10 protein-coding genes are annotated in these 12,267 nt (G+C 62.6%); 6 read left to right on the top strand and 4 right to left on the bottom strand.

What is annotated here, in order from left to right; translation table 11 throughout:
• Window positions 1-63: 63 nt before the first annotated feature.
• On the bottom strand, window positions 64-1,389 hold the full coding sequence (locus tag NN484_RS11685) for an MFS transporter (RefSeq protein ID WP_215500968.1): 1,326 nt from the start codon (window positions 1,387-1,389) through the stop codon (window positions 64-66).
• 269 nt (window positions 1,390-1,658) lie between these two features.
• Between NN484_RS11685 and NN484_RS11680 the strand changes: the two genes are divergently transcribed.
• Window positions 1,659-2,531 (top strand): LysR family transcriptional regulator, encoded by an 873-nt coding sequence (locus NN484_RS11680; RefSeq protein ID WP_127652097.1) that lies wholly within the window; start codon window positions 1,659-1,661, stop codon window positions 2,529-2,531.
• Between the two features lie 161 nt (window positions 2,532-2,692).
• Here NN484_RS11680 and NN484_RS11675 read toward each other — a convergent pair whose 3' ends face one another.
• Window positions 2,693-3,553, bottom strand: coding sequence for a LysR substrate-binding domain-containing protein (locus NN484_RS11675; protein ID WP_274659146.1), 861 nt, complete (start codon window positions 3,551-3,553; stop codon window positions 2,693-2,695).
• A 113-nt stretch (window positions 3,554-3,666) separates the two neighbouring features.
• Here NN484_RS11675 and NN484_RS11670 point away from each other — a divergent pair, with 113 nt between their 5' ends.
• The 3 genes from NN484_RS11670 to NN484_RS11660 all read left to right on the top strand — a co-directional run bounded on the left by NN484_RS11670 (window position 3,667) and on the right by NN484_RS11660 (window position 6,489).
• Complete coding sequence (locus NN484_RS11670; protein WP_274659145.1) at window positions 3,667-4,776, top strand: 2-aminoethylphosphonate--pyruvate transaminase; 1,110 nt, start codon at window positions 3,667-3,669, stop codon at window positions 4,774-4,776.
• Between the two features lie 144 nt (window positions 4,777-4,920).
• Complete coding sequence (gene phnX, locus NN484_RS11665; protein WP_215500971.1) at window positions 4,921-5,748, top strand: phosphonoacetaldehyde hydrolase; 828 nt, start codon at window positions 4,921-4,923, stop codon at window positions 5,746-5,748.
• Between the two features lie 192 nt (window positions 5,749-5,940).
• Window positions 5,941-6,489: a cytochrome b gene (locus tag NN484_RS11660; protein ID WP_127652102.1), complete on the top strand. Its 549-nt coding sequence runs from the start codon at window positions 5,941-5,943 to the stop codon at window positions 6,487-6,489.
• A 160-nt stretch (window positions 6,490-6,649) separates the two neighbouring features.
• Here NN484_RS11660 and NN484_RS11655 read toward each other — a convergent pair whose 3' ends face one another.
• Together NN484_RS11655 and NN484_RS11650 are read right to left on the bottom strand one after the other, a co-directional pair.
• Window positions 6,650-7,576: a 1-aminocyclopropane-1-carboxylate deaminase/D-cysteine desulfhydrase gene (locus NN484_RS11655; protein WP_274659144.1), complete on the bottom strand. Its 927-nt coding sequence runs from the start codon at window positions 7,574-7,576 to the stop codon at window positions 6,650-6,652.
• Window positions 7,577-7,717: 141 nt separating this feature from the next.
• Window positions 7,718-9,757 (bottom strand): oxidoreductase, encoded by a 2,040-nt coding sequence (locus NN484_RS11650; RefSeq protein ID WP_215500973.1) that lies wholly within the window; start codon window positions 9,755-9,757, stop codon window positions 7,718-7,720.
• A 206-nt stretch (window positions 9,758-9,963) separates the two neighbouring features.
• Between NN484_RS11650 and NN484_RS11645 the strand changes: the two genes are divergently transcribed.
• Entirely contained in the window at window positions 9,964-11,094 is a 1,131-nt protein-coding gene (locus tag NN484_RS11645) for a nitrilase-related carbon-nitrogen hydrolase (protein WP_127652105.1), read from the top strand.
• A gap of 3 nt (window positions 11,095-11,097) precedes the next feature.
• Entirely contained in the window at window positions 11,098-12,138 is a 1,041-nt protein-coding gene (locus tag NN484_RS11640) for an AraC family transcriptional regulator (protein ID WP_127652106.1), read from the top strand.
• Window positions 12,139-12,267: the final 129 nt, after the last annotated feature.

The following is a 12,267-nucleotide window of genomic DNA, read 5'->3' as shown; positions in this document are numbered from 1 at the left end:
CAGTCATACGGCCACGACACAGCCTGCCGCGAACACCGCAGCAGGCCGCGAGGCAAAGGGGTTTCAGGAACGCAGCGGTTTGATCGTCAGCGGGCGATTGGGAACGGACGCGCGCGGCTCCATCACCCCGACCGGGCGGCTGTTCCAGTGCGGGATCAGCACCAGTGCCGAGAACAATGCGCAGCCGGCGAAGACGATGAACACCGTCACCGAATCGAAGTAACCCGGCAGCAGGCCGCCGAGCACCGCACCGACCGAGCCGCAGCCGTTGACGAAACCGGCAGCGGTAGCGCCGGCCTTGGCCTTGCCGAAGTCGATGGCAGCGGCGCCGCTGATCATCGAATCCGGTCCGTACAGGGTCAGGCCCATGACAAACAGCAGCGCCACCACCAGCATCACGCTACCGGTGTGCAACGCGCCCATGAACAGCGCCAGGGTCACGGTCAGCGCCAACAGGCTGAGTACGCAGGCCGGCATGCGCCGGGCGCCGAACAGTTTGTCCGAGGCCATGCCGATCATGATCGGCCCGAGCAATCCGGCCAGTTCGAACGACGTGGGAATGATCGCCGCGCCAACCTTGCCGACACTCGGCATCTGTTCGAAGACGATCACCGGCCCCCACAGCAGAATCGCGTATCGCGCCGGTTTCAACATGAAGTACGCCAGGCCCAGCACCAGCACCGTGCGGTTGCGCAGGATTTCCTTCAATGGCTCCCAGACGCTGAGTTTGCTGTTGGCTTCGGTTTCTTCGGCACTCAGTTGCGGCTCCGGCTCGACCGCCGGCAAGCCGACGTCTTCCGGTTTGTTGCGCTGGAAGATAAAGAACAACACCGCCACCGCCGCCACGACCGCCGCGCTGGAAATGAACGCCGCGTGCCAGGTGCCCATCAGCGTATACGCCCACCAGCCGGCGAACGGCGACGCCACCAGACCGCCGAACGCGTAGCAGGAGCTCCATAAACCGAGCACGCGCCCGCGCTGTTCGGCGGGAAAGAAACTGCCGAGGTTCTTGCACAAGCCCGACCAGCCCGTGGACTGCGCCAGCCCCTGGATCAGCATGCAGGTGGCGAAGATCGGCAGCGTGGCGAAACTGCCCATCACCAGCGCGGCACCGGCGGAAATCAGCAAGCCACCCAGCACCACGACCCTTGGGCCAAAGCGGTCGGCAAGCATGCCCCAGGTGAATTGGCCGATGGCGTAGGCCGCCAGATAGATCGCGTCGAGGTTGGCCATGGCCATCTTGTCGAGCATGAACGTCGGGTCTTCGGCGATGCCCAGTTTGGCCACCGAGAACGCTTTGCGGGTGAAGTAGAAAGCGGCGTACGCGAGCCAGGTGATAGCAAAGATCTGCATGCGCCAACGCGCAAGGGTACCGATGTGCTTGTTCATTGTGGTTCTGACCTCAGGGTGTGAGTGTGCCGGCAGAATCGTTAAGTAAACGCCTGTGTTTTTTATTGTTGAGCACTGCGCTATCGCCCCATCCCTATGGCGATAACGGTCAGATGAGTCCTGTTGTTGCACGCACAGGCTCATCGCCAGCGTTGCTGCCCGAGCGGGCCGTCAGCGCTGGCGTGAGCGGATCAAAGCAATTACTGTTTAATAAATAAAATCGATTTATCGTATTTCACACATAAGTTCAGCTTGTTACTGGAGGCTACATGTCGGTGTCTCACGCCCAGCTCAAAGCCTTCCACGCTGTGGCCGTCCATGGAAGCTTCACCAAAGCCGCCGAGCGCCTTTTTCTCACGCAACCGGCAATTTCCGACCAGGTGCGCAAACTCGAAGAGCGCTTCGGCGTGCTGCTGTTCCACCGCAACAAGCGTTCGGTGCGCCTGACCGATCTGGGTGAGCGCCTGCTGGCAATCACCCAGCGGCTGTTTGTGATTGAGGCTGAAGCCCAGGAGTTGCTGCAGGAATCCCAGGCGCTGCAGACCGGCAGCCTGATTCTCGCGGTCGACGCCCCGGTGCACGTGTTGCCGCAGATTGCGCGGTTCTGCGAGCGCTACCCGGGGATCAGCGTGAAGATCGAGACCGGCAACACCGATGAATCGCTGTTTCGCCTGTTCAACTATCAGGCCGATCTGGCGCTGTTGGGGCGCGATGTCAGTGATGAGCGTTTGCTGTGCGTGCCGCTGCGCAACGACCCGATGGTGGCGTTTGTCTCGCGCCATCACCCGTGGGCCGAACGCGAGTCGATCTGCCTGGCTGATCTGGATGACACGCCGCTGGTGCTGCGCGAACACGGTTCGGTGACCCGCCAGACTCTGGAGGAGGAAATGGCCCGCGCCGGGTTTCGCATTCGTCCAGCAATTCAGGTCGAAGGCCGGGAAGCAGCGCGCGAAGCGGTGGTGGTGGGGATTGGTGTGGGGGTGGTGTCAGCGGCGGAGTTTGGCGCGGATTCGCGGGTGTGTGCGTTGCCGATCACCGATTGCACCCGGCGGTTGACCGAGACACTGGTGTGCTTGCGCGAGCAGAGTTCGCGGCGGGTGGTGGCGACGTTTCTCGATATGGTGCGCGAGAGTCTGACCTGACCCTCCTCCTGTAGGAGCTGCCGAAGGCTGCGATCTTTTGACTTTTGCATTTACACCACAAGATCAAAAGATCGCAGCCTTCGGCAGCTCCTACAGGGGATATGTGCATGGCATAGAACCCGTGTGAGCCAGCCTGCTGGCGATTGGGGCACCACGGTGGATCAGGCCGGCGCCAGACCAAAGAACGCCTGAATCAACCGCAACTCCCGCCGCCGTTCCATGCACCCGATCATATGCCGATTCACCAGCCCCTCCCCAACAATCGGAATCGCCACCACCCGCGGGTCATGGCTGACTTCCACCGATGACACCACGCCCACCCCCAGTTCAGCCGCCACCGCTTCGGTCACCGCCTCACGGCTGTCCAGTTCCAGCAGCACCCGCGGATTGACCGCTGCCTGCACACACGCCTGATCGAAGGTGCGCCGGGTAATCGAACTCGGCTCGCGCAGCACCATGATCACCTGATCCAGCTCCTTGAGCCGCACCTCGCCGGAACGCTGCGCCCACGCATGCCCGGCGGGCACCAGGGCGCAGATCCGCGATTCGCTCAAGGCTTGCAGGTGCAGGCCCTTGCGCGGTTCGACCTCGGTCAACACCGCCACATCCGCATGCTCCGATAACAGCGCCGCCAGGGTTTCCTGGGCATTGCCCAGACGCAGATTCACCGTGATCCCCGGGTAACGCGCGCGCAGGCTGGCGAGCATCGGCATGACCATGTGCGGGCCGTCCGCCGCCACTTCGAGGCGCCCGGTGAGCAACTGGCGATTGGCTTCGAGCAGGGCCTGCGCTTCCTCGGCCAGACCGAACATGGCGCGGGTGATCGCCGCCAGTTTGGTGCCCTCCTCGGTCAGCTCCACCCGGCGCGCAGTACGGCGCAACAAGGTGATCTGGTAATGCTCCTCCAGCGCTTTGATGTGGCCGGTGACCGCCGGCTGGCTGATGAACAGGCGCGCGGCGGCACGGGTGAAGCTGCCTTCCCGGGCCACGGCGTCGAAGGCGCGCAGCTGGAACAGATTCATGAATAACCCTCACTGATGGCTGGCATAACAACAAACAATTTGATTGATGATCCACCGAATTGCAACGTATGCCCCGTAGCTTCATCCCACTGCGCTTTCGCGAGGACACACGAATGAGTACTGCCGCACCCATCCTGCTCACTCCCGGCCCGTTGACCACCTCGGCGCGTACCCGCCAGGCAATGATGGTCGACTGGGGGTCATGGGATGACCGCTTCAACCAACTGACCGCCAGCCTCTGCGAGCAATTGCTGGCGATCCTCAACGGCGCCGCCAGTCACCATTGCGTGCCTTTGCAGGGCAGCGGCACTTTCGCCGTCGAAGCCGCCATTGGCACTCTGGTGCCGCGTGACGGCAAAATCCTGGTGCTGATCAATGGCGCCTACGGCAAGCGTCTGGCGAAGATCTGCGAAGTGCTCGGCCGCTCGTTCAGCACCTTCGAAACCGCTGAAGACGAACCGACCACCGCTGCCGACGTCGACCGTCTGCTGCGCGCCGATGGCGATATCACCCATGTCGCGCTGATCCATTGCGAAACCAGCACCGGCATCCTCAACCCGCTGCCGGAAATTGCCGATGTCGTTGCGCAACACGGCAAGCGCCTGATCATCGATGCCATGAGCTCGTTCGGCGCGCTGCCGGTGGATGCGCAGAAAGTCCCGTTCGATGCGCTGATCGCCGCCTCCGGCAAGTGCCTGGAAGGTGTGCCGGGGATGGGTTTCGTGTTCGCCCGCAAAGAATCGCTGGCGGCTGCCGCCGGCCACTCGCATTCGCTGGCGATGGACCTGTTCGACCAGCACGCCTATATGCAGAAGACCGGCCAGTGGCGCTTCACCCCGCCGACCCACGTGGTCGCCGCGCTGCACGAAGCGTTGCTGCAATACAACGAAGAAGGTGGTCTGCCAGCCCGTCACGCACGTTACGCCGCCAACTGTCAGGCGCTGATGGATGAGATGGGCAAGCTGGGGCTGCGCAGCTTCCTGCCGGCGGCGATCCAGGCGCCGATCATCGCCACCTTCCATGCCCCGCAAGACCCGCGCTACCAGTTCAAGGACTTCTACGAACGGGTCAAGGCCAAGGGCTACATCCTCTACCCCGGCAAACTGACCCAGGTCGAAACCTTCCGCGTCGGCTGCATCGGCCACGTCACCCCGGACGAAATGCGCCAGGCCGTGGCGGCGGTGGGAGAAGTGCTGCGCGAGATGGAAGTCCTGGAAATCTAACCCCAAACACAAATCCCCTGTAGGAGCGAGTCTGCTCGCGATGAGGCCGTGTCAGTCGACGAAGGTGTTGAATGATCAACCGCTATCGCGAGCAGGCTCACTCCTACCGTTTGAATTGCATTTCAACTCAGGAATTTGATTGCCATGAACTACGCAAATCCAGCCAAACTGCAAGCCGCGATCCTCGACTGGGCCGGCACCGTGGTCGATTTCGGCTCGTTCGCACCCACGCAGATCTTCGTCGAAGCCTTCGCCGAGTTCGACGTTCAGGTCACCATCGAAGAGGCTCGCGGCCCGATGGGCATGGGCAAGTGGGACCACATCCGCACCCTGTGCGATCAGCCGCAGGTCGCCGAGCGCTATCGCAAGGCGTTCGGTCGCACCCCGACCGATGATGACGTGACCGCGATCTACAACCGCTTCATGCCGTTGCAGATCGAGAAGATCGCCGAACACTCGGCGCTGATTCCCGGCGCGCTGGAAACCATCGCCCACCTGCGCCAGCAAGGGATCAAGATCGGTTCCTGCTCCGGCTACCCGAAACAGGTGATGGACAAGGTCGTGGCCCTGGCTGCCACCAACGGCTACGTCGCCGACCACGTGGTCGCCACCGACGAGGTACCGAACGGTCGCCCATGGCCAGCTCAGGCCCTGGCCAACGTGATCGCCCTGGGCATCGACGACGTCGGCGCCTGCGTGAAGATCGACGACACCGTGCCGGGCATCCTCGAAGGCCGGCGTGCCGGGATGTGGACCGTGGCGCTGATTTGCTCGGGCAATGCGCTGGGCCTGGACTACGCCGGTTACCGTGCGCTGGGCAGCGACGAACTGGCCAGCGAACGTGAGCGCATCCACGCGCTGTTCGCCGGCTCGCGCCCGCACTACATGATCGATACCATCAGCGACCTGCCGGAAGTGATTGCCGACATCAACAAGCGTCTGGCCAAGGGTGAGATGCCGCAATCGAGCTGATCGCGCCTGTTCGCCAAAACACAAAAAACGCCAGCGTCTTCGCGACACTGGCGTTTTTTTTCGTTAAAGCGCTGACTCAGCGCAGTGAAACTCCGGTCAGCATCAGGCAAATCCGCCAAAGCGGATTACAGTTAAAGCATGCCGTCGCACAAGAACGGCGCGTGGCGACCCTGATCTGTGAGGAAACACCGTATGCCGTGGACAAGTTCCGAATCACGCTACAGCACCGTGTCCGTCCTGCTGCACTGGCTGATGCTGGTCCTGTTGATCCTGGTGTACGCCAGCATGGAGTTGCGCGGGATCTTTCCCAAAGGCAGCGGCGGTCGCTCGCTGATCCGTGAAGTGCACTACATGCTCGGCCTGACCGTGTTTGTGCTGGTGTGGTTTCGTCTGGTAGCGCGCAGCCTTGGCCCGGCACCGAAAATCTTCCCGGCCTCGCCGCAATGGCAAACCCTGTTGGCGCGGGTGATGCACTGGCTGTTGTACCTGTTCATGATCAGCATGCCGATTCTCGGCTGGCTGATCACCAGCGCCGAGGGGCATCAAGTGATGTTCTACGGCTTCGATCTGCCGTTGCTGGTCAATGAAGACAAGGCGCTCGCCAAGCAGGTGGAACACTGGCACGTGCTGATCGGCAACATTGGCTACTGGCTGATCGGCCTGCATGCGCTGGCGGGGCTCTATCACCATTATGTGGTGGGCGATAACACGCTGTTGCGGATGATGCCCAAGCGCGGTTGAACATTGCCTGGGTGAAACTCCCTGTGGCGAGGGAGCTTGCTCCCGCCGGTCTGCGCAACAGACCTGAATCCTGAAAATGCGGACTGTCAGGCAGGCCGCATTCGCCGGGGTTACGACGGCTGCACCGCCGAGCAGGAGCACGCTCCCTCGCCACAGACGTTCAACTGTAGGAGATAAGTCCTCGCCGCCCCTGCAAACCACCGGTATGCACGAAGATCAACCGCGTGCCATGTTCGAACCTCCCCGCTTCCACCTGCTGCTTCAGGGCCAGCAACGCCTTGCCGGTATACAACGGCTCCAGCGGCACGCCGCAGCTCTGTTCAGCGTTCTCGATGAATTCAAGCAACACCGGATCAACCTTGGCGAAACCACCTCGACTGGCGTCAATCAGCTCATAAGCCGATATCTGCAAACCCGCCTCCCGAACAATCGCCGCCACCTGCGGCGCCACCCCATGATCATCGGGCACCGCCAGCGCGCCGTACACCGGATGCACACCCGCCTCGGCGAGCACCAGCCCTGCCAGCGTCGTCCCGGTGCCGCAGGCCAGCCACCAGCCGTGATAATCGCTCCAGCCCAGATTGCTCAACTGCACGCTCACTTGTTCCTTGAGCGCCTTGCAGCCCAACGCCCCCGCCAATCCGCCACCGCCCTCGGGCACCGCATACAGATTCGGGTACTGCGCCTGCCACGGCTCCCAGAACCCGGGTTCATGCCGCGCCCGATAGCCGCCATAACCGAGCCAGTGCAGTTGCATGCCGAACGCCTGCAAATCCGCCACTGTCGGCGTTTGCTGTGGATGCCCGCGCAACAGACCGACCGTTTCGAAACCCAGACGCTTGCCGGCAGCGGCCAAGGCGTGCAGATGATTGGAGTGCGCACCACCGAGACTGATGACGCCCTGCGCCCCGGCGCGGTCAGCGGCCTTGAGGTGCTCGATGAGTTTGAACCATTTGTTGCCGCTGATCAGCGGGTCGATCTGGTCCAGACGCAGGATCGCGACCTCGATTCCGGCGCGGGTGAGCCAGTCGAGTAGCAGCGGTTCGAGGGGAGCCTGGGGTAGCCAGTTGGCGGGAGAAAGAAGCATGGGCGCAACAGCATCAGAAAAAACCAATTCTATCAGCACCAAAACATCCTGTAGGAGCTGCCGCAGGCTGCGATCTTTTGATCTTGGTCTTTAAAAGCAAAGTCAAAAGATCGCAGCCTGCGGCAGCTCCTACAGGGGGGCTTACAGCTCAGCCGCCAGACGCGAACCCTGATTGATCGCGCGCTTGGCATCCAGCTCTGCCGCCACATCGGCGCCGCCGATCAGGTGCACGTTCTGCCCCGCGGCCACCAGACCTTCCTGCAGATCACGCAGTGGGTCTTGACCTGCGCAGATCACGATGTTGTCCACCGCCAGCACTTGCGGCTCGCCGGTTTCGCCGATGCGGATGTGCAGGCCCTGGTCGTCGATCTTCAGGTATTCCACGCTGTTGAGCATCTGCACCTGCTTGTTCTTCAGGCCTGTGCGGTGAATCCAGCCGGTGGTCTTGCCCAGGCCGTCGCCGACTTTGGTTTTCTTGCGCTGCAGCAGGAACACTTCACGGGCCGGCGCGTGCGGCGCGGCTTTGATCCCGGCCACGCCACCACGGGCTTCGAGGTGGGTGTCGATGCCCCACTCTTTCCAGAACGCGGTGCGATCCAGACTGGTGGCCACGCCTTCGTGCACAAGGAACTCCGAGACGTCGAAACCGATACCGCCGGCGCCGATCACCGCAACACGTTTGCCCACCGGTTTGCGCTGCAGAATCACATCGATGTAGCTCAGCACCTTGGCGTTCTCCACGCCCGGAATCGCCGGCACACGCGGCGCGATGCCGGTGGCGAGGATGATTTCGTCGTAGCCGCCTTCAACCAGTTTCGCCACGTCGACGCGGGTGTTCAGGCACACCTCGACGTGGGTGGTCTGCAACTTGCGTTTGAAGTAACGCAGGGTTTCGAAAAACTCTTCCTTGCCCGGCACGCGCTTGGCGATATTGAACTGGCCGCCAATCTCGCTGGCCGAATCGAACAGGGTCACCTGATGCCCGCGCTCGGCCGCCACGGTGGCGGCGGACAAACCGGCAGGCCCGGCACCGACCACCGCGATCTTCTTGATCTGCTGCACCGGCAGGTAGTTGAGTTCGGTTTCGTGGCAGGCACGCGGGTTGACCAGGCAACTGGTGAGCTTGCCGCCGAACGTGTGATCCAGACATGCCTGGTTGCAGCCGATGCAGGTGTTGATTTCGTCGGCACGGCCTTCAGCGGCCTTGTTGACGAAATCCGGGTCGGCGAGGAACGGCCGGGCCATCGAGACCATGTCAGCGTCGCCTTCGGCGAGAATCTGCTCGGCGATTTCCGGGGTGTTGATGCGGTTGGTGGTGATCAGCGGAATGTTCACCGACCCACGCAGCTTGGCGGTGACCTTGCTGAACGCCGCGCGCGGCACTTTGGTGGCGATGGTCGGAATCCGCGCTTCATGCCAGCCGATGCCGGTGTTGATGATCGTTGCACCGGCCTGCTCGATGGCTTTGGCCAGGGTCACGATCTCATCCCAGGTGCTGCCGCCTTCGACCAGATCGAGCATCGACAGACGGAAAATGATGATGAAGTTCGGGCCGACCGCTTCACGCACGCGACGGACGATTTCCACTGGCAGGCGCATACGGTTTTCGTAGCTGCCGCCCCAGCGGTCGGTGCGGTGGTTGGTGTGGGCGGCGAGGAACTGGTTAATGAAATAACCTTCCGAGCCCATGATTTCCACACCGTCGTACTCGGCGGTCTGTGCCAGTACCGAGCAAGTGACGAAATCGCTGATCTGTTTCTCGATGCCCTCCTCGTCCAGCTCCTTGGGCTTGAACGGGTTGATCGGCGCCTGAATCGCACTCGGCGCAACCTGTTTCGGGCTGTAGGCATAACGTCCGGCGTGGAGGATCTGCATGCAGATCTTGCCGCCCGCCTCGTGCACCGCGCGGGTGACGATGCGGTGCTTGAGCGCTTCTTCCTCGGTGGTCAGTTTGGCCGCGCCGGAGTACACACCGCCCTCGTCATTCGGGCCGATGCCGCCGGTGACCATCAGGCCGACGCCGCCACGGGCACGCTCGGCGAAGTACGCCGCCATGCGTTCGAAGCCGCCCGGTTTTTCTTCAAGGCCAGTGTGCATCGAGCCCATCAGGGTGCGGTTGCGCAGCGTGGTGAATCCCAGGTCCAGCGGGGCCAACAGGTGCGGGTAATGAGCGGCGGTCATCGGTAACTCCACAACGAGCGATCACGGAAATTGCGGGAGCTCTGCGTCCCCCGTCAGTCATGTTCGACAGACTAAGAGTCGCACTGCTGTCACTCAATGACCGAAACTGACAACTTATTGATCCAAATGCGCAGCGCCCCTTGGCAAGCGCTGGCATGCGCCCTACCCTAGTCGCCACACTCTGTACCCGGTTGTTGTTGGTTTTCATGCGCAAACTTCTGTACCTGTTTTTCTCCATGGCCATCGTTGCCGCCCTGACCACCTACGCCATGTGGGCGGCGGACCGGCCGGCGGGGCATTACCTGTCGGACCTGCGGATCAAACTGGCGGTCGATCAGGGCACGCCGGCCGACCGTGGCAATTTGCTGGGGATTCAACCGGAACTGTTCCCCACCGACTACCAGAGCCCCGAGCGCCTGCACCGCAAACTCGCGGCCTATCTGCAGCAGGCGCAGGATCAGGGGCTGCTGAACGAAAAAACCGTGGTGGTCCTGCCCGAGCATGTCGGCACCTGGCTGATGATCAGCGGCGAGAAAGACGAGCTGTATCAGGCCCCGACCCTCGCCGAAGCAATGAACTGGCTGGCGGCGAGCAACCCGCTGCTGTTCGCCCGCGCCTGGCTAAGTGCCAAGGGCGAAAATCGCCTCGACGACGCGCATCTGCGCATGAAGTCCAAGTCCATGGCCAAGGATTACCAGGCGTTGTTCGGGGGGCTTGCCAAGGAATTCCGTGTGACGCTGGTGGCCGGTTCCATCGTGCTGCCCGAACCGAGTATCCGCGACGGCCAGCTCAAACCGGGCAGCGGCGCGCTGTTCAACAGCAGCGTGGTGTTTGGCCGTGATGGCGTGCCGCTGGGCCAGCCACAGCGGCAGATGCACCCGATCTTCGAACAACGCGACGTGATCGAAAGCGAAGACGAGCACGCAATCACCGTGGTCGACACCCCGGCCGGGCGTCTCGGTGTCCTGATCGGCAGTGACAGCTGGTACCCGGACAACTATCGCCAACTCGACGAACTCGGCGCGCAACTGGTGGCGGTGCCAGCGTTTGTGGTCGGCCACGGTGCGTGGAATCAGCCGTGGGGCGGCTACAAGGGTTCGAGTACGCCGGGGTCGGTCAGCCTCAAGCCCGGGGAAATCAGTGAAGGCCAGGCCTGGCATCGCCTGACCCTGACCGCGCAGCCACCGAGCAGCCGGGCGATCGCCGGCATCAGCGTATTCCTGCGCGGGCAGTTCTGGGACAAGCCCAGTGCGGGGCAAAGCTTCCTCAGCAGCAACGGCCAGCAATTCGCCGATGGCGAAGCCCGTGGCGCGCGTCTGCTGAACATCTGGTTGTAAACCATGAAGCCGCTGCCGATGCGCCTTGGGGATCTGTCGGTAGGCTTCGTTCACAGCCTGGCCGATGCGGTGCGCAGCCATGGCGCCGACCCGCAACCGTTGCTCGAACAATATGGCCTGGACGCGGCGCGACTGGCCGAGGCTGGTGCGCGGCTGTCGATCCCGCGCTACATGCGTCTGGGGCACAGCGCGATCCAGTTGACCGGCGATCCGGCGCTGGGCCTGCGCATGGGCCAGCTCAGCCGCTTGAGCCAGGCCGGACTGGCCGGGGTCACCGCCGCACAGGCGCCGACCGTGCGCGAAGCCGCCCGTTGCCTGATCCGCTTCGAGCCGCTGTACGGCTCCAACTATCGCGGACAGTCGAGCTTTCACGAAGACGCCCATGGCGCCTGGCTGCGCTTCTACTCGATCAGCCCGTACAACGCCTATAACCGCTTTGTGGTGGATTCGATCATCGCCGGCTGGCTGCATCAGCTGTCCAGCGTCAGCCGCGAGCCACTGCGCGCCGAGCGCATCGACATCGAATTCGCCGAGCCGGACTATCGCGATGCCTACAGTGTGTTGGGCGACTGCCCGATCCAGTTCGGCGCCGAACGCAATCAATTGCGCCTGAACCTGAACAGCCTCGCCCTGCGCAACCCGGAACACTGCCCCAGCACCTGGAAGCATTTGCTTGCATTGTGTGAGCGGGAACTGGAGCAATTGACCCGCACCCGCAGCCTGCGTGAACGCATCACTCAGCTGTTGGGGCCGTTGCTCAATGGTGGCCGGGAACCCGACCTGGAAGAAGTGGCGGCACGCCTGAAGCTGCCAACCTGGACCTTGCGCCGCAAACTGGCCGAAGAAGGCACGCAGTTTCGCGCGATCCTCAATGACACCCGCCGCGATCTGGCAATGACGTATATCCGCGACACCGAACTGGCGTTCGGCGAGATTGCCTACCTGCTGGGCTTTGCCTCAGCCGAGGCGTTTCAACGCGCCTTCAAACGCTGGAGCGGCCAGACGCCCGGCGAGTTTCGCCGCAGTCACCGCAAAACCGCCTGACGCCTTACAGCTCTGTGGCGTCTTCGGCCGGCTCTGGCTGATCCAGTTCAAACGCCTGGTATTCGAGCAGTTCTTCTTGATAGTCGTCCATCGTGTCATCCCCCTGCTGCCCGCTTGAAAAATAGCCCG

Origin of the sequence: Pseudomonas serboccidentalis (assembly GCF_028830055.1) — a bacterium.
Taxonomy (GTDB): Bacteria; Pseudomonadota; Gammaproteobacteria; order Pseudomonadales; family Pseudomonadaceae; genus Aquipseudomonas; species Aquipseudomonas serboccidentalis.
This window is presented reverse-complemented; position numbering and strand designations above follow the sequence as displayed.